Below are 17,365 nucleotides of genomic sequence, written 5' to 3' on the forward strand. Positions count from 1 at the left end.
CCGGCCCCCGCGCCCCCGTGAGATGGGGCACGCCGTCAGGGCAGGGCCACCTCCAGCACCCCCGCGCCCGTCCCGTGCTTCCCGTGGTGCTTCACCGCGGCGTACCCGTCCAGCGCCTCGTACGGGTAGACGTCGGCCGGGTCCCAGCCCGCGGGCCCGACCGGGCCGGCCGTGCCGTCGGTGACCACGTCGTCGAGGTCGACGGCGCTGCCCCGGAACCACGACCCGGAGTCCGAGAACCGGGTCGCGTTCCAGTTCGACACCGCCATCCCCGGCCCGGTGCTGGGCCCGGTGTAGTCGAACGCGTTGCCCTCCGACACCACGCTGGACTCGATGCCCAGCCCGATGCCGTAGCAGTGGTCCCCGGTCACCGGGGCGACCGGGTCCCTCGACGACCCGCTGTACCAGTTGTTCAGCACGTGCACCTGCCCGTACCGCACCCGCGGCGCCCGCTGGCAGACGCCCTCGAAGGCGTTGCCCACGAACGTCATCCGCAGGCGGCCCGCGTCGGTGTCGGCGTTGTCGTCGCCGGAGCCGATGAGCAGGGTCTTGTCGTGGTCGGTGAACCGGCTGTTCGACACGGTGAACAGGTCGCTGCCGTCCTTCACGTCGAACAGGCCGTCGTGGAAGTTCACCGGCCGCCCGTTCGGCCCCGCGGGCGCGGAGGTGTCCGGGAACCGGCCGTCCGTGAAGGTGACGTGGTCGACCCACACGTTCGTCGACGTCACGGACGACATCGCGTCGAAGCGTGCGTTCCACGCGCCCAGCTCGCCGTCCCACGGGTCCCAGGAGGTGAAGTGGTCGACGGGGGCCTCGAGGGTGAGGTTCCGGATCACGACGTCGTGGCTCAGGTGGAGCATGAGGGTCGCCGCGTCGAGCCCGGCGTCGTCGCCGAGGCCGAGGATCGTCGTGTTGCTGGGGACGGGGATCTCGATCTGTCGCTTGAGGTTGTTGCTGCCCGTGGTCCGCAGCCGCCGCTGCGGACCGCAGTACTCGTGCAGGGTGTCGCTCCACCCCTCGACGCCGAAGCAGCTGAGGTACTTGTCCAGGTCGTACCCGGGCGCGTAGTCCTGCTCGCCGAGCAGGCGCCCGTCGGCGGCCTCGTTGCCGTGGATCGTGCCCCTGACGTACACCACCTTGGGCTCGTCCCGGCGTCCGCCGTTGTCCAGCGCGGCGAGGAGCCCGGCGCGGTCGGTCACGACCGAGACGGAGCCCGCCGGTGCCCCGGCCCCGCCGTCCGTCCCGCCGCCCTGCGTGGCCCAGCCCACCGTGGCCGCGTCGTCGGGCGAGCCGACGGGCGGGCCGCCGACCGCGTCCGCCTGTGCCGCGGGTGCCGCCAGCCCGGCGAGCAGCAGCGCCAGCACGGCCGGCGCGGACGCCGCCGTCGCCCGCCGCCGGACCCGCCGCCGGACCCGCTGCCGGGTGGGACGCGGGACTGCCAGGGGGATGAAGCTCGTCGACCTCGCTGTCGCAGGCACGGTCACCTCCGTTGGTAAGCGCCTTCCGGTACCGAACCAGGGTGACCCTCGCGTGTCAACGACCATTCCCGCGCGGCGACCTCCGGCAGACCGCCCCCTGTATACGCTGGACGGATGACGACCGAGCCGGAGACCACCGGGCGCCACGCCGCACGGCAGACCGTGATGATCGCCGCGTTCGAGGGGTGGAACGATGCCGGCAGCGCCGCCACCGCCGCGCTCGAGCACCTCGCTCACGTGTGGGACGCCCGCCAGGTGCGCGAGCTCGACCCCGAGGACTACCACGACTTCCAGGTGAACCGGCCCGTGATGGAGACCGGGCCGGACGGCGTGCGCACGATCACGTGGCCCACCACGACGGTGTCGGTCGCGGACCTGCCGGACCGCACCGTGGTGCTGGTGCACGGCATCGAGCCGTCCTTCCGGTGGCGCTCCTACTGCGCCGAGCTGCTCGACCTGGCCGCCGAGCTGGGCGTACGCACGGTCGTGACGCTCGGCGCCCTGCTGGCCGACGTGCCCCACACCCGGCCCATCCCGATGACCGCCACGACGGAGAGCGACGGCCTGCAGGCGGTGCTCGACGTCGAGCCGAGCACGTACGAGGGCCCGACCGGCATCGTGGGCGTGCTGCAGCACGAGGCCGACCGCCGCGGGTTCCAGGCCGTGTCGCTGTGGGCCGCCGTCCCCCACTACGTGGCCAACCCGCCGTCCCCCAAGGCCACGCTCGCGATCCTCGCCCGCGTCGAGGAGCTCATCGCCGCGCCGGTGCCGCTCGGCGACCTGCCCGAGGACGCCGAGGCCTGGCAGCACGGCGTCGACGAGCTCGCGTCGGAGGACGCCGAGATCGCCGAGTACGTACAGCAGCTCGAGGAGGCGAAGGACACCGCCGACCTGCCCGAGGCGACGGGCGAGGCCATCGCTCGCGAGTTCGAGCGCTACCTGCGGCGGCGCGACGTCGGCGGCGACAAGGGCGGCGAGAAGGGCGGGGACAAGGGCCCCGACCGCGGCGGGGACAGGGGTCCGGACAAGGGCTGACGCCCCCGCGACGGCGTCAGGGACGCCGCGTCAGAGCCGGACGCCCAGCAGCGCGTTCACCGCCCGCGCCAGGACGCCGGGCGCACCCTCGTGGTCGTCGGACGTGTCACGACCGGGCTCGAGCGCGACGTCCGCCCAGGCGTCCACGGCGGCGAGCGCGGCGGGGCCGTCCAGGTCGTCCGCGAGCGCCGCGCGCAGGGCGCCCAGCGTCACCGTCGCGTCAGGGCCGCCGTTGCCGGAGACGGCCGAGCGCCACCGCTCGAGCCGTGCGACGCCGGCCTCGAGATCGGCGTCCGTCCACTCCCACTCGGTGCGGTAGTGGTGCGCCAGCAGGGCCAGGCGGATCGCCATCGGGTCGACGCCCGCGCGGCGCAGCGCGGAGACGAACACGAGGTTCCCGCGCGACTTGCTCATCTTCTCGCCCTCGTAGGCGACGAGCCCGGCGTGCACGTGCACGCCCGCCCCGCCGCCGCCCAGCAGGCGGTCGTGCGAGGTGGACATCTCGTGGTGCGGGAAGAGCAGGTCCGCTCCCCCGCCCTGCAGGTCGAAGGGCAGGCCCAGCCCGTCGCGGGCGATGACGGCGCACTCGATGTGCCAGCCGGGACGCCCGGTGCCCAGGGACGCGCCGTCCCACGCGGGCTCACCCACGCGCTCGCGGCGCCACAGCAGCGGGTCGAGGGGGTTCTTCTTGCCCTCGCGCTGCGGGTCCCCGCCGCGCTCGGCGAACAGGGCCGCCATGACCTCCGGGTCGAGGCGCGCCACCTGCCCGAAGTCCGGGTCGGCCGACAGGTCGGCGTACACGTCGCCCAGACAGGGGTCGTCCCCGCCGGCGCCCGGCTCGACGGGAACCCGGTAGGCCGCGCCCTCGTCGAGGAGCCGCTCGACGGCGGCGACCACGGCGGGCACGGACTCGACGGCGCCGGTCCAGGTGGCGGGCGGCACCATGCCGAGGGCGGTCATGTCCTCGCGGAAGAGCGCGACCTGGTCGGCGGCGAGCTCGCGCCAGTCGACGCCCGTGGCGTCCGCGCGCTCCAGCAGCGGGTCGTCGACGTCGGTGACGTTCGAGACGAACGTCACGTCCTTGCCGGCATCGAGCCACGCCCGGTGCAGCAGGTCGAACGCCAGGTAGGTGTTCGCGTGCCCCAGGTGGGTCGCGTCGTACGGGGTGATCCCGCAGACGTAGTAGCGGGCGGTGTGCCCCGGGGCCGGGTCCACGAGCCGTCCGGTGGTGCTGTCGTGCACCCGGACGGGGGTGCGGCGACCGTCGGCCGGGTCGGGGAGCTCGGGGATCTGCGGGGCGGGCCAGGAACGCACGCGCCCAGGCTACCGGGCGTCTCACCCGGTCAGGTTCCCGACCGGCTGCCCGACCACGTCCCGGTCAGACGACGATGCCGCCGTTCGCGGTGAGCACGCCCGTCAGCAGCAGGACCACGACCACGGCGGCGAGGCCGAGGCGGTACCAGACGAACGGCATGAACGAGTGCGTGGTGATGAGCTTGAGGAACCCGATGATGACGACGTACCCGACGACGAAGGCGACGAGCGTCGCCACGAGGGTCGCGCCGGCGCCGGGCGAACCGGGGGCCGGGTCCTCGCCCACGGACTTGGCGAGCTGGTAGAAGCCCGACATCAGCACCGCGGGGATGGCCAGCAGGAACGAGTAGTCCGCGGCGGCCTTGCGGGTGAAGCCCATGAGCAGCCCGGCGGTGATCGTGCCGCCGGAGCGCGACACGCCCGGGATGAGCGCCAGCGCCTGGGCGAAGCCGAACGCGATCGCGCGGTTCGGGTTGAGCTCGTCGAGCCGGCGCGTGCGCCGGCCGATCTTGTCCGCCCAGCCGAGCAGCAGGCCGAAGACGACGAGCGTCGTCACGGTGATCCAGAGGTTGCGCAGGTAGGTCTCGATCTGGTCCTGGAAGAGCAGGCCGAGCACGCCGATCGGGATGGAGCCGAGCGCGATGTACCAGGCCATGCGGGCCTGGTCGTCGTGGGCGCCCATCCGGGAGCGCCAGTCGCTGCCGTGCGTGCCCACGAGGGACTTCCACCAGGCGACGCAGATGTCGCGGATCGTGCGGCGGTAGTAGAGCAGCACGGCGGCCTCGGTGCCGATCTGCGTGATCGCGGTGAACGCGGCCCCGGGGTCGGTCCCGCCGAGCAGCTCCCCCACGATGCGCAGGTGCGCGCTCGAGGAGATCGGCAGGAACTCGGTCAGGCCCTGGACCAGGCCGAGCAGGATCGCTTCCCAGGCATTCACGGGCGGTCACACTACCCGGACCTGCGAGGTTTCCCGGTAGCCTGGCCAGCCATGGAGCGTCGTCAGGTGGGCCGCACGGGCCTGCGCGTGTCCGAGCTCGGCCTGGGGACCATGACCTGGGGACGGGACACCGACGACCTGGACGCGGCGGAGCAGCTGCGCGACTTCGTCGACGCGGGCGGCACGCTCGTCGACACCGCCGCGACGTACGGCGACGGGGACGCGGAGCGCGTGATCGGGTCCCTGCTCGGTGACAAGGTCTCCCGCGCCGACGTCGTGCTCTGCACCAAGGGCGGCGTGCGCGCCGGCCGGTCGGGCGCCCGCGTCGACGCCTCCCGTGCGGGTCTGCTCGCCGACCTCGACGCGTCCCTCGCCCGGCTCGGCACCGACCACGTCGACCTGTTCCTCGTCGCCTGCCCCGACCCGACGACGCCGCTCGCCGAGACCGCGTCGGCGCTGCGGCTCGCGGTGTCCTCCGGCCGGGCGCGCTACGTCGGCCTGTCCAACCACCCCGGCTGGGCGTCCGCGCGGGCCGCGACCCTGCTGGAGGCGGACGGCACCGGGCTCAGCGCCGTCGAGCTCGAGTACTCCCTGCTGCAGCGGGGCGCGGAGCGCGACGTCGCGCCCGCCGCGGACGCGCTGGGGCTCGGCCTGCTGGCCTGGTCCCCGCTCGGCCGCGGCGTGCTGACGGGCAAGTACCGGCGCGCGATCCCCGCGGACTCCCGCGCGGCGTCGGCCCACCTGGCGGCGTTCGTCGACCCCTACCTGGACGCCGCGGCGTCGTCCGTCGTCGAGGCCGTGGCCACCGCGGCCGACGGGCTCGGGCGCGCGCCGCTCGAGGTCGCTCTCGCCTGGCTGCTGGCCCGCGACACGGTCGCCAGCGCGATCGTCGGGGCGCGGACGCCGGCCCAGCTGAGGGCTTCCCTCGCGGCCGTGGACCTCGACCTGCCGCGCGAGGTCCACGCCGCGCTCGACGACGTCTCCGCCCCGGAGATCGGCTACCCCGAGCGCTGGTAGGCCTGGCCCGGGGCGTCGGCCGGCCGGTCGGCGGGAGCCCCCGCCAGGTCGGGCCCCTCGAGGTCCGTGTCGAGCTCCGCGTCGAGGTCGTCGTCGTCCTCGTCGTCGTCCTCGTCGTCGTCCTGGTCGTCCCCGTCGTCGTCGTCCCCGTCGTCGAGGAAGAAGGGCGTGACCTCGGAGTAGACCTGGGCCAGCGCGTCCTCGTAGACCTCGAACGCGTCGGCCAGGACCTCGTAGGCGTCGTCGACCGCAGGGTCGTCGTCGCCCCGGCGGGTCGACACCGCGTGGTAGTGGGCCTCCAGCGCGGCGACGAAGCGGTCCAGCGCGGCACGCGGGTCTGCGGTCATGCTCTGACCGTAGCGCCCCACGGGGCACAATGGGCAGACGAAAACCGCCCGCCAGCACTTCGGGAGGACAGCGGATGGCTTCGATCCCGTCCACGCCGCAGGCAGACGCGCGCCCCGGCGCGCCGTCCGCCTGGCGCAAGCACGGACAGTACGAGTACCGCGTGCTGACCATCGACCGGGGCACGAGCGTCCCGGACGCGCGCAAGATGCTCACCGACGAGGCCGAGTACGGCCGGTGGGAGCTCGCGCGCACCCGCCTGTACATGGGCGGCGAACGCCGGGTGTGGCTGCGCCGCAAGATCATCAAGGTCAGCCCCACCTTCTGACCGGCCGGCACGCCAGGACGCAGGTCAGGACGTCGCATGGCCGACCACTTCCGCAAGTCGCGGGCGCACGCGCCGCCGGGGTTCTTCGCCACCGAGGCGGCGGGGCTCCGCTGGCTCGCCGTGCCGGGCGGCCCGCGGGTCGCCCGGGTGCTCGGGCACGGGCCGGAGCATCTCGACCTGGAGCGGGTCGACGCGGCGCGCCCCACGCCCGACGCCGCGCGCGACCTGGGCCGCCGCCTCGCCGTCCTGCACCGAGCGGGCGCCGCCGGGTTCGGCGTCCTCCCGCCGGGCGCCGGGCGCGGGTACTTCGGGCCGCTCGACGATCCCCTGCCCCTGGCCGCGGGGGTCTGGGGCGACTGGCCCGCCTTCTACGCGCACGCCCGGCTCCGGCCGGTCGTCGCGCAGGGCCGGGAGCGGGGCGTGCTCACCGCGCAGGACGCGGCCGCCGTCGAGCGGGTGTGCGGACGGCTCGGCGTCCTCGCGGGCCCTGCGGCACGGGAGGCACCGGCCCGCGTGCACGGCGACCTCTGGTTCGGGAACGTGCTGTGGTCGCGCGGGCCCGGCGGCTCCGCCGAGGCGGTGCTCATCGACCCGGCCGCCCACGGCGGGCACCGGGAGGCCGACCTCGCCATGCTCGCGCTCTTCGGGGCGCCGCACCTGGACGAGGTCCTCGCGGGCTACGACGCCGCGTGGCCCCTCGCCCCCGGGTGGCACGACCGGGTGCCGTTGCACCAGCTGTACCCGCTCGCCGTGCATGCCGTGCTCTTCGGCGGCGGGTACGTCGAGCAGACCCGCCACCTGCTCGCCCGCCTGGGCGGCTGACGACGGCTGAGGACGGCTGGCGACGGCGTGGTCAGCAGTCGCGCAGCAGGCGGTCCAGCACGCGCGTGCCGAAGCGCAGCGAGTCGACCGGCACCCGCTCGTCGACGCCGTGGAACATCCCGGAGAAGTCGAGGCCGGCTGGCAGGCGCAGCGGCGCGAACCCGTAGCCGGTGATGCCGAGGCGGGACAGCGACTTGTTGTCGGTGCCGCCGGAGAGCGTGTAGGGCAGCACCGTGGCCGCCGGGTCCTCGGCGAGCAGGGAGGCGACCATCGAGTCCACGAGGCCGCCGGAGAACGGCACCTCGAGCGCGGTGTCGGCGTGGATCGGCTCGACGCGCACGGACGGCCCGGCCAGCTCGCGCAGCGTCGCCATCCCCTCCTCCTCGTGCCCGGGGAGCAGGCGCACGTCGACCGTGGCCTCGGCCCGCCCGGGGATGACGTTGGCCTTGTAGCCCGCGTCCAGCTGCGTCGGGTTGGACGTGTGCCGCACCGTCGCGCCCACGAACTTGGCGGCCGGGCCCAGCGCCGCGACGAGCGCGTCGACCGCGGCCGGGTCCTCGCCGTCGAACGGGAGGCCGGTGAGGTCGGACACCCCGCGCAGCAGCTTCTCCACGGTGGGGGTCAACGTGTACGGCCACGGGTGCTGCCCGATCCGTGCGACCGCCGCCGCGAGCTCGGTCACCGCGTTCTCGGCGTTCACCTGGGACCCGTGGCCGGCGCGCCCGTCGGCGACGAGCCGCAGCCACGCGAGGCCCTTCTCCGCCGTCTGCAGCAGGTAGGCGCGCCGACCTCCCACCTCCACCGAGAAGCCGCCCACCTCGCTGATCGCCTCGGTGGCCCCCTCGAAGAGCTCGGGCCGGTGCCGCACGGCCCACTGCGCGCCGCGCACTCCGCCCGCCTCCTCGTCGGCGAAGAAGGCGACCACGACGTCGCGCGCGGGGCGCCGGCCCTCGCGGACCATCTGGCGCACGACCGCCAGGATCATCGCGTCCATGTCCTTCATGTCGACGGCGCCGCGTCCCCACAGGAGGCCGTCGATCTCCTCGCCGGCGAACGGGTCGACCGACCAGTCGTCGGCCGCGGCGGGCACGACGTCGGTGTGCCCGTGCAGCACCAGCGCGGGCCGGGTCGGGTCGGCACCCTCGAGCCGCGTCACGACCGACGTACGGCCGGGCTCCGACTCGAACAGCTCCACCTCGAGCCCCACCTCCGTGAGCAGCCCGGCGACGAGCTCCGCCGCCCGCCGCTCCCCCGGTCCCTCGCCGTTGCCGTAGTTCGAGGTGTCGATCCGCAGCAGGTCGCGGCAGATGTCCACGACCTCCTGCTCGGCGGTGGGGTGCGGGTCCGCGGTCGTGGGAGGCGTGCTCGGGCGCGGGGCGAGGGGCTGGGACGTCACCCCGACACCGTACCGGCGCCCGCGCGCGAAACGTTTAGCCGGGATGACGCCGTCCGCACCGTGGACCACCGTCGTGCCCACGCACCCACGGACCTCGAGGAGGAGGACCATCATGCGAAGACTCGCGGCATCCCTCGCCGCCGCCGCGCTGGCCGCCGTCGGCATCGTCGCCGCCGTCGGCCAGCCCGCGGCAGCCCACGGGGCCGAGGTGTTCCCCGGCTCCCGCCAGTACCTGTGCTGGGTGGACGCCCAGACCCCGAACGGGCAGCTCGACCCCGGCAACCCGGCGTGCGCCGACGCGCTCGCCGAGAGCGGGCCGAACGCGTACTACAACTGGTTCGGCAACCTGGACTCGAACGGCGCCGGACGCACCGAGGGGTACATCCCCGACGGCACCATCTGCTCCGGCGGCGACCGCGGCCCGTACGACTTCTCCGCGTTCAACGCGCCACGCACCGACTGGCCGACGACGCACCTCACCGCGGGCGCCACGTACGAGTTCCAGCACAACAACTGGGCCGAGCACCCCGGCCGGTTCGACGTCTACGTGACGAGGGAGGGCTTCGACCCGGCCCAGCCGCTCGGGTGGGCGGACCTCGAGCTGGTCGACTCCGTGACGGACCCGCCGGACACCGGGGGTCCGGGAGGCGACAACTACTACTACTGGGACGTCACCCTGCCCGCCGACCGCACCGGGCGCCACGTCGTGTTCACGCACTGGGTGCGCTCGGACAGCAGCGAGAACTTCTACAGCTGCTCGGACGTGGAGTTCGACGGCGGCGACGGCGAGGTCACCGGCATCGGCGACGGCACGGGCCCCGTGGACCCGCCCGCCTGCCCTGACGAGGCCCCGGGCGTCCCCGGCGAGGTGATGGCCCACGACGTGCGGGCCACGCAGGCGCACCTCATGTGGGGGGTCTCCCAGAGCGGCTGCGTGACGGGCTACGACGTGCTCGACGCCACGACGGGCGACGTCCTCGCGACGACCGACGGGTCACCCATGGTCGACCTCACCGGGCTGGACCCCGGCTCGACCTACGAGGTGACGGTGCGGGCCCGCAACGACAACACCGGCGAGGTCTCCGCCGCCACCGCGGCGGCCGCCTTCACCACGACGACCGACGACGGCGAGCCGACGGACGGCGCGTGCACCGCCGCCTACACCACGACGAGCTCGTGGTCCGGCGGCTACCAGGGCCAGATCGTCGTCACCGCGCGCGACGCCGACCTCGCCTCGTGGCGCGTCGACGCCGGCGCCATCACCTCCACGACCATGTGGGGCGGCGAGCTGGCGGACGGCGTCGTGACCCCGGTGGCGTGGACCGCGCACGTCGCCGCCGGCCAGAGCGTGACCGTCGGCTTCGTCGGGTCCGGGCAGGCGCCCGCCGACGGGGCCCTCGCCTGCTCCTGACCGGCCGTACCCGCACCACGACACCGGGGCGCTCACCGGGCGGCTACGACCGCCGCTCGGTGAGCGTCCCGTCCGCGGCCAGCACCAGCTCGGCGTCGAGGCCGAGCCGGTCGAGGAACGCCCGGTCGTGGCTCACGACGAGCAGCGCGCCGCGGTACGCCGCCAGGGCCTGCACCAGCTGGTCGGTGCTGGCGATGTCGAGGTTGTTGGTGGGCTCGTCCAGCACGAGCAGCTGGGCGGGCGGGTCGGACAGCAGCAGGCGGGCCAGGGTCACGCGGAACCGCTCGCCGCCGGACAGCGTCGCGACCGGGCGGCCCACCTGGTCGCCCCGCACCAGGAACCGCGCCAGCCGGTTGCGCAGGTCTCCCGGCGCCACGTCCGGTGCGCCGGCCCGCACGGCGTCGAGCACCGTCTGGTCGTCGTCCAGCACGTCGAGCCGCTGCGGCAGGTAGCCGACCCGGTCGGTGAGCGTCTCGGCGACCGCTCCCGTCCCGACGTCGGCGCCCACGGGCGCCACCCCGACGAGCCGCTCCAGCAACGTCGTCTTGCCGACGCCGTTGGGTCCGGTCAGCGCCACGCGCTCCGGCCCGGCGAGCACGACCTCGCGCCCGTCCGTGCCCCGCAGGACGGCCAGCCGGCGCCCCGCAGGGACGTCCGGGTCGGGCAGGTCGACGACGATGCGGTCGTCGTCGCGCACGGAGAGCTCGGCGGCCTCGACCGCCGCCCGGGCGTCGGCCTCCTTCCCGGCGGCCTGGCCGCGCCGCGCGGCCTGCGACTTCTCGGCGGAGTTGCGCCGGTCGTTGATGGCGGCCTTGACGTACCGGCGCTCGACGACGTCCTTGCGTCCCCGGCGCTCGGAGTGCGCGATGCGCTCCTCGGCCTTGATCCGCTCGCGCTTCTCGCGCCGCAGGATCTGCTCGGCATCGCGCAGGGCGGAGCGTGCCGCCTCCTGCTGCGCCGCCAGGTGCTCCTCGTACTGCGCGTACGTGCCGCCGTACGTCGTGAGCGAGCCGGTACGCAGCTCCGCGGTCTCGTCGACCAGCTCGAGCAGCTGCCTGTCGTGCGAGACGACGACGAGCGCGCCGCGCCACGTGCGCACGAGCTCGTGCAGGCGCTCGCGGGCGTCGCCGTCGAGGTTGTTCGTCGGCTCGTCCAGGAGCGCGACGTCGGCGCCCCGCAGGCGCACGCCCGTGACGGCGACAAGCATCGCCTCGCCGCCCGAGAGGGTGCCGACCGGGCGGTCGAGCACGCCGTCGCCGGCCGGGAGACCCGTGCCGGCGAGCTCGGCGAGGGCGCGCTCCTCGACGTCCCAGCCGTCGCCGACGACGTCGAACAGCGCCGCGAGCTCCGCCTCGGGCGCCGTGCCCTCCGTGATGGCGCGCACCGCGTCGACGACGTCGCGCACGCCCAGCAGGTCCGCGACCGTGGCGTCGGTGTCGAGCGTCAGCCGCTGCGGCAGGTAGTCCGCGACGCCGGACACGCTGATCGACCCGGACGTCGGGCGCAGCCGGCCGGCGACGAGGCGCAGCAGCGTGGACTTGCCCGCGCCGTTGAGGCCGACGAGGCCGGTGCGGCCGCGGGAGAAGGCGCCGGACACGCCGGCGATCGGGGTGGCCCCGTCGGGCCAGGAGAAGGTGAGGTCGTGCAGGACGACGGAGGGGTGGGGAGCAGGCACGAAGACTCCAGCGGTGCGAGGAACGGCGGACGGCGGGTGCGTCGACGCCGCTCCCCCGGGCCGCACTCGAGCGTGCAGGCCGGCAGGGAGCCTCGGGGTCGACGCGTCAGGCGGTCGTCCGGATGCCCGTCATCGCTGTGGTGCGCCTCTCGTCCTGGAGCCGTCCCCTCTCACGCGCGGCGGAGGCCGCGGGGACGGCGTCGATGCTACCCGACCTCGGGGCGAGGGCCACCGGATTTCGCCGCGGGCGCGCCCCGGCCGTGCAGCCACGTCTCGAACGCCTTGCGCGACGTCAGGCGCGGCACGTAGAGCTCGGCCTTGAGGCGGGAGTTGTCGAGCACCGGCCGGTGGCGCAGGAACCCCACGCGCTCCGGGCCGTGCACGGTGAGGCGCAGCGCGTGACCGACCCGCAGCGCGGCGGCCAGCGCCCACGCCGGCACGTCGAGCGTGCGGCGGCCGAGGCTCGCGGCGATGTCCGCCACGGTCACGACGCCGTCCCCGCACACGTTGAACGTCCCGGTGGTGTCGCCGGTCGCCCCCGCCACGACCGCTCCGGTCACGTCGTCGACCCACGCGAAGACGAACGGGCTCTCCGAGCCGCGCACCCGCAGCAGCCGGCGGGCGCGCCACAGCGCGGTGATCTGGTTGTCCACCCCCGGGCCGAGGATCGTCCCGATCCGCAGCACGACCTGGCCGAGCCCTGGATGGTCGGCGCGGTAGCGCGCGAGCATCTCCTCGACCTCGCGCTTGTGCCGCGAGTACGTGAACTCCTCGTTGCCGCGCACCGGGTCGGTCTCGCGCAGCGGCACGGGGTTGTCCGCGTGGTACCCGTACGCGGCGCCCGACGACGAGATCACCACGCGCCGCGCCCCGGCCGCCACGCAGGCGTCGAGCACGTTCCGGGTGCCGTCGACGTCGACGGCGCGCTCGGCCGCCGCGTCGAGGGTGCCCGGGTTCACGATCGCGGCGAGGTGCACCACGGTGTCGACGTCGTGCTCCGCGATCACGCCCGCCACGGACGCCGGGTCGGTGACGTCCAGGCGCGCCCAGGTCGCGCCGTCGGGCACCCGCGCCTCGCGCAGGTCGCCCGCGACGACGTGCGCGACGTCGTCGCGGGCCGCGAGGGCCGCCACGGCGTGCGACCCGAGGAACCCGGCCCCGCCGGTCACCAGCACGCGGATCATGCCGCCACCTCCTCGCGGGCCGCGCGGGCCCGCGTCCGTCGCGCCCAGACGGTCGCCAGCGCCAGGCCGGCCACGATGTCCCAGATGCCCCACCAGCCGGCGACGACCGCCATGCCGCCCAGCCCGCCGAAGAACGTGAAGACGAGGCCGAGGCCGAGGCCCGCGTTCCGGATGCCGACCTCGAACGTGACCGCCTTCACCTCGCGCGGCGCGAGCCGCCCGGCGCGGCCGGCGATGTAGCCCAGGCCGAGGGCCGCGGCGTCGTGCAGGAACACGGCCAGCAGGACCACGCCGATGGACGCGACGAAGACCGCGAAGTTCCCGGCGAGCGCGGCGACGATGAAGCCGACCAGCGCCACGAGGCTCGCCCAGCGCACCGGGCGGTGCACGCGGGCCGCGAGCGCCGGCCAGCGCGTGCGCACCAGCATCCCGGCCGCGAACGGCACGCCGATCACCAGGAGGATCTCGAGCAGCATCTGCCCGGCGTCCAGGCGGACGTCCGTGAGGATGGCGCCGGCCGTCGGGTGCAGCGACCCCCACAGGGCGAGGTTGAGCGGCATCGCGACGATGTAGATCGCGTTCCCGACGGCGGTGAGCGACACCGACAGCGCGACGTTGCCGCCCGAGCGGTGCGTGAGCACCTGGGACACGTTCCCGGGCGGGCAGCACGCGACGAGGATCATCCCGAGGGCGACGGAGGCCTGCACGTCGAGCAGCAGCGTGAGGCCGAAGGTCACGGCGGGGAGCGCGACGAGCTGGGCGAGCAGCGCCAGCACGGCTGCCCGCGGCGCGCGGCGCAGCGCCCGGAAGTCCGCGGGCGACGTGTCGAGCGCGATGCCCAGCATGATCAGGCCGAGCACGAGGTCCAGGGCGACCATCGAGCCCGGGGCGAACCGCACGGCGACGTCGTCGATGTTCATGCCGCGCTCTCCGCGGCCGGCGCGAGCTCGTCGGCCAGGCGCCGCACGGTGCGGCGGTAGGCGTCCTTGTTCACGTAGTAGCTCATCCGCTCCAGCCCGAGGTAGCGGTAGCCGCCCGTCAGGTCCGGCCACGGCTCGGTCAGGCGACGGCGGAACCGCACCGCCCGCGCCCGGGCGCCGACGTCGCCGTCGTCCCCGGCCGCCACGGCCGCGAGGTAGCGCGCCACCAGCTCGGCCTGCTCGGCGCGACCCTGCCAGCCGATGCCCGACGCCTCGAGCATCCCGACGACGAACAGGCCGTTGCCCGAGGGCGGCACGATGTTGCAGAACAGCCGCGGCGCCGTCCCGGAGCCCGGCCCCGCCCACGCGAGATGGCGGGGGTCGAGGAACGGGTAGTCGAGCCGGTAGCCGGTCGCGAGCAGCACGAGGTCGTAGTCGCCGCTGCTGCCGTCGGCGAAGTGCACCGTGCGCCCGTCGCACCGCGCGACGTCGGCCCGCACCCGCAGGTCGCCCTGGCCCGCGTGCTGCAGCACGAGCGAGTTCACCACGGGGTGCGACTCGTAGATCTTGTGGTCCGGCTCCGGGAAGCCGAACCGCCGCGGGTCGCCGTTCAGCAGCCGCAGCAGGCGGGAGTCGACGGCCTGCTTGACGCGTGCGGGCAGCGGACGCCCCTGGTTGAGGGTGTCGGTGGGCCGGCCCAGCAGGTAGCGCGGGACGAACCAGTAGCCGCGGCGGACCGACAGGTCGACCGACGCGGCGCGGTGGACGGCGTCGACGGCGATGTCGCAGCCGGAGTTGCCGCCCCCGACGACGAGCACCCGCTTGCCCGCGAACACGTCCGCGCTCTTGTAGGCGCTCGAGTGCAGCACCTCGCCGTCGAACGCGCCGGGCAGCGTGGGGACGTTCGGCTCGGCGAGCGTGCCGTTCGCGATCACCACGTGCGAGTAGGTGCGCTCGACCGCGTCGTCGGCTCCCGACCCCGGGGCCGACCCGGCGGGCGCGGATCGCACCGTCCAGCCGCTGCGCCCGCTGTCGTCGCCGCCCACCGGCTCGACGCCGAGCACCCGGGTGCCGAAGCGGAAGCGCTCCCGCAGCCCGAACTCGACGGCGTACCGGCGGAAGTAGCGCAGCAGCTCGCGATGGCTCGGGTAGTCGGCGGCCGAGTCCATCGGCAGCTCGTCGAACTGGGTCGTGGTGCGCGAGGAGATGAGGTGCGCCGACTCGTAGACCGTCGAGCGGGGGTTGTCGATGTCCCACAGCCCGCCGACGTCCGTGTGGGCCTCGTACCCGTCGAAGGCGAGCCCGGCGCGGTCCAGCGCCCGCGCGGCGGCCAGGCCCGACGGCCCCGCCCCGATCACCGCGACCCGTCGTTCCAGCCCCATCGCCAGCCTCCATGCTCCCGGCGCGCGCTGTGCGTGCCTCGATCCGCGCCCTTGCGCGCAGGGAGCATACGGTCCAGGCGCTGCGGCGCCCAAAGCCGACCGGTCAGGCGGCGGCGGGGGCCTCCGCGGGCCACGGCTCGCTCGGCTCGCGCGGGTCGCCGGGCACGTAGGACCCCACCCACGAGTCCTGGAGCACGCCGCGCTGCGCACCGAAGCGGCGCAGCAGTCCCTCGTACCGGAACCCGAGCTTCCACGCGACGCGGCGCGACGCCCAGTTGCCGACGTTCGCGCGCCAGCGCACGACGCCGAGCCCCAGCCCTTCGGGGTCGACCGCCCAGTCGACGACGAGCCGCGCCGCCTCCGTCGTCAGGCCGCGGCCCCGTGCGTCCGGGGCGCACCAGAACCCCAGCTCCCCCGCCGGCTCGACACCCGGCCCGCCCTCCCTCGACATGCCCACCATGCCGAGCACCGGGCCGTCGATGCCTCCGGGGGCGCGCACGGCCCAGGTGAAGTCCTTCTCCTCGGACCAGCCGTCGGCGACGAACCTCTCGACGAAGCCCACCGCGTCGTCGCGCGTGTACGGCGACGGCACCGTGGTCCACCGCGCGATGGCGGGGTCGGCGCAGACCTCGGCGATGCGCTCGACGTCGGCGGCGGTCGGGACGGACAGGCGGACGCGGTCGGTGGCGAGGACGAACGGCTCCATCGGGGCATCGTGGCACGCCCGGCCGACGGCCTCACGGCTATTTGTCCGGGGTCTCCTCGGGTGTCTCCGTGGCCCCGCGACCGCCCGGCGCGGCGTCGGCGTCCGGCGGGACGACGATCGGGGCCACGGCGAGCGGCCGGTCGCCCGGCCCGGGCTGCTCGTCGAGCTCGGGGTGCGGCCGGTCGCCCCGCAGGGTCGAGAACACGGTCCACGCGACCGCCATGAGCGGGACGGCGATGATCGCGCCGAGGATGCCGGCCAGCACGGTGCCGGCGGTGACGCCGAGGCCGATGACCAGGGGGTGCAGGGCGACCTGCTTGCCCATGATGAGCGGCTGCAGCACGTGCCCCTCGAGCTGCCCGATGAGCGCGATGCCGATCGTGACGATGAGGGCCGTGACGAACCCGTTGGCCGCGAGCGCCACGACGGCCGCGATGATCATCGCCAGCGGCGCGCCGATCAGCGGGATGAACGCGCCGATGAACACCAGCACGGCCAGCGGGGCCGCCAGCGGCACCCCGAGAATCGTGAGCAGGATGAACGCCAGGACGCCGTCGACGAAGGCGATGATGACGGTGCCGCGCGCGTAGCCGGAGAAGCTGTACCAGCCGGCCCCCGCGGCCGCCTGCCACCGGTTGCGGTGCTCCTGGGGGATCTGGCCGAGGAACCAGCGCCACATCCTGCCGCCCGACGCGACGAAGAACACCGTGCAGAAGATCGACAGGGCGAAGATCGCGAAGCCCTCGAAGACCGAGCCCGCACTCTGCGCCGCCTGGCTGACCAGCGAGTCGGCGTTGTCGGCGATCCACTGCCGCCCCTGGTCGATCCACTCGTTGATCTGGTCGCCGGTCACGGAGAGCCCGAACGGCCCGCTCTCCACGTAGGTGAGGATCTGCTGTACGCCGGTGTCGAACTGGCCGGCGAGCTGCTCCCACTGACCCGCCACCGACGCGACCACGTACGTGAGGAGGCCACCCAGCACGAGGAACGCGCTGAGGATCGCCAGGGCGGTGGCCAGCGCTCGCGGCATGATCTTGGCGTAGAGGTCGGCGACCGGGTTCAGCACCGACGCGAACACCAGCCCGAGGAACACGGCGATGAAGACCAGCTGCACCTGCACGGTCGCCCAGAACACGAGCGCGACCGCCGCCGTCAGGGCGATGAGCCGCCACGACCAACCGGCCGACGTCCGCAGCCAGGCCGGGACGTTCTCGCTCGCGCGCTTCGCCACCCGTGCGCTCCTCTCCCCCGCTCGTCCGCCCAGTGTGCCGCACGGTGCCCACCCGTCGTGGGAGGACGACGCGCGTCGCCCGCCGGGGTGAACTTCCTGGTGAATCTCGCCCGGCCGGCCGTGGGCCGGTGCGCGACGTGCGCCGCCGCCGGACGATGGACGCACGTCGCCCGGCGACAGGAGG

16 protein-coding genes are annotated in these 17,365 nt (G+C 74.7%); 5 read left to right on the top strand and 11 right to left on the bottom strand.

Annotated elements, in window-relative coordinates; translation table 11 throughout:
• Positions 1-35 precede the first annotated feature (35 nt).
• Entirely contained in the window at positions 36-1,478 is a 1,443-nt protein-coding gene (locus ACFQ8T_RS08935) for a polysaccharide lyase family 1 protein (RefSeq protein WP_430546186.1), read from the bottom strand.
• 114 nt (positions 1,479-1,592) lie between these two features.
• Here ACFQ8T_RS08935 and ACFQ8T_RS08940 point away from each other — a divergent pair, with 114 nt between their 5' ends.
• Positions 1,593-2,513 (top strand): PAC2 family protein, encoded by a 921-nt coding sequence (locus tag ACFQ8T_RS08940; protein WP_430546187.1) that lies wholly within the window; start codon positions 1,593-1,595, stop codon positions 2,511-2,513.
• A 30-nt stretch (positions 2,514-2,543) separates the two neighbouring features.
• Here the strand turns inward: ACFQ8T_RS08940 and mshC are convergent, their stop codons facing one another.
• Both mshC and ACFQ8T_RS08950 read right to left on the bottom strand, forming a co-directional pair.
• Entirely contained in the window at positions 2,544-3,827 is a 1,284-nt protein-coding gene (gene mshC / locus ACFQ8T_RS08945) for a cysteine--1-D-myo-inosityl 2-amino-2-deoxy-alpha-D-glucopyranoside ligase (RefSeq protein ID WP_430546188.1), read from the bottom strand.
• 64 nt (positions 3,828-3,891) lie between these two features.
• On the bottom strand, positions 3,892-4,764 hold the full coding sequence (locus ACFQ8T_RS08950) for an undecaprenyl-diphosphate phosphatase (RefSeq protein ID WP_430546189.1): 873 nt from the start codon (positions 4,762-4,764) through the stop codon (positions 3,892-3,894).
• 51 nt (positions 4,765-4,815) lie between these two features.
• On the opposite strand from ACFQ8T_RS08950, the gene ACFQ8T_RS08955 reads away from it, so the two are divergent.
• Positions 4,816-5,781: an aldo/keto reductase gene (locus ACFQ8T_RS08955; protein ID WP_430546190.1), complete on the top strand. Its 966-nt coding sequence runs from the start codon at positions 4,816-4,818 to the stop codon at positions 5,779-5,781.
• Here the strand turns inward: ACFQ8T_RS08955 and ACFQ8T_RS08960 are convergent.
• On the bottom strand, positions 5,763-6,128 hold the full coding sequence (locus tag ACFQ8T_RS08960; protein WP_430546191.1) for a primosomal protein: 366 nt from the start codon (positions 6,126-6,128) through the stop codon (positions 5,763-5,765). The genes ACFQ8T_RS08955 and ACFQ8T_RS08960 overlap by 19 nt on opposite strands.
• 74 nt (positions 6,129-6,202) lie before the next feature.
• Here ACFQ8T_RS08960 and ACFQ8T_RS08965 point away from each other — a divergent pair, with 74 nt between their 5' ends.
• Together ACFQ8T_RS08965 and ACFQ8T_RS08970 are read left to right on the top strand one after the other, a co-directional pair.
• Entirely contained in the window at positions 6,203-6,454 is a 252-nt protein-coding gene (locus ACFQ8T_RS08965) for a DUF5703 family protein (RefSeq protein WP_430546192.1), read from the top strand.
• Between the two features lie 36 nt (positions 6,455-6,490).
• Positions 6,491-7,276: a fructosamine kinase family protein gene (locus ACFQ8T_RS08970; RefSeq protein WP_430546193.1), complete on the top strand. Its 786-nt coding sequence runs from the start codon at positions 6,491-6,493 to the stop codon at positions 7,274-7,276.
• 31 nt (positions 7,277-7,307) lie between these two features.
• On the opposite strand, the gene ACFQ8T_RS08975 is transcribed toward ACFQ8T_RS08970, so the two are convergent.
• Positions 7,308-8,672 carry a M20/M25/M40 family metallo-hydrolase gene (locus tag ACFQ8T_RS08975; RefSeq protein ID WP_430546194.1) on the bottom strand — a complete coding sequence of 455 codons (1,365 nt, stop codon included), beginning with the start codon at positions 8,670-8,672 and terminating at the stop codon, positions 7,308-7,310.
• Between the two features lie 112 nt (positions 8,673-8,784).
• On the opposite strand from ACFQ8T_RS08975, the gene ACFQ8T_RS08980 reads away from it, so the two are divergent.
• Complete coding sequence (locus ACFQ8T_RS08980) at positions 8,785-10,083, top strand: lytic polysaccharide monooxygenase (protein WP_430546195.1); 1,299 nt, start codon at positions 8,785-8,787, stop codon at positions 10,081-10,083.
• Between the two features lie 43 nt (positions 10,084-10,126).
• Here the strand turns inward: ACFQ8T_RS08980 and ACFQ8T_RS08985 are convergent, their stop codons facing one another.
• The 6 genes from ACFQ8T_RS08985 to ACFQ8T_RS09010 form a co-directional block, all read right to left on the bottom strand.
• The gene (locus ACFQ8T_RS08985) at positions 10,127-11,758 is read right to left on the bottom strand and encodes an ABC-F family ATP-binding cassette domain-containing protein (RefSeq protein ID WP_430546196.1); all 1,632 of its coding nucleotides are present in this window, start codon (positions 11,756-11,758) and stop codon (positions 10,127-10,129) included.
• Between the two features lie 206 nt (positions 11,759-11,964).
• Positions 11,965-12,942, bottom strand: coding sequence for an SDR family oxidoreductase (locus ACFQ8T_RS08990; RefSeq protein WP_430546197.1), 978 nt, complete (start codon positions 12,940-12,942; stop codon positions 11,965-11,967).
• Positions 12,939-13,862 (bottom strand): bile acid:sodium symporter family protein, encoded by a 924-nt coding sequence (locus ACFQ8T_RS08995; protein ID WP_430546198.1) that lies wholly within the window; start codon positions 13,860-13,862, stop codon positions 12,939-12,941. The genes ACFQ8T_RS08990 and ACFQ8T_RS08995 overlap by 4 nt, the downstream gene beginning before the upstream one ends.
• Complete coding sequence (locus ACFQ8T_RS09000) at positions 13,859-15,244, bottom strand: flavin-containing monooxygenase (RefSeq protein ID WP_430546199.1); 1,386 nt, start codon at positions 15,242-15,244, stop codon at positions 13,859-13,861. Before ACFQ8T_RS09000 ends, ACFQ8T_RS08995 begins: the two co-directional genes overlap by 4 nt.
• 103 nt (positions 15,245-15,347) lie before the next feature.
• The gene (locus ACFQ8T_RS09005) at positions 15,348-15,950 is read right to left on the bottom strand and encodes a GNAT family N-acetyltransferase (RefSeq protein WP_430546200.1); all 603 of its coding nucleotides are present in this window, start codon (positions 15,948-15,950) and stop codon (positions 15,348-15,350) included.
• Positions 15,951-15,987: 37 nt separating this feature from the next.
• Entirely contained in the window at positions 15,988-17,181 is a 1,194-nt protein-coding gene (locus ACFQ8T_RS09010) for an AI-2E family transporter (RefSeq protein ID WP_430546201.1), read from the bottom strand.
• Between the last annotated feature and the right edge of the window lie 184 nt (positions 17,182-17,365).

Origin of the sequence: Isoptericola sp. NPDC056618 (assembly GCF_042792715.1) — a bacterium.
Taxonomy (GTDB): Bacteria; Actinomycetota; Actinomycetes; order Actinomycetales; family Cellulomonadaceae; genus Isoptericola; species Isoptericola nanjingensis.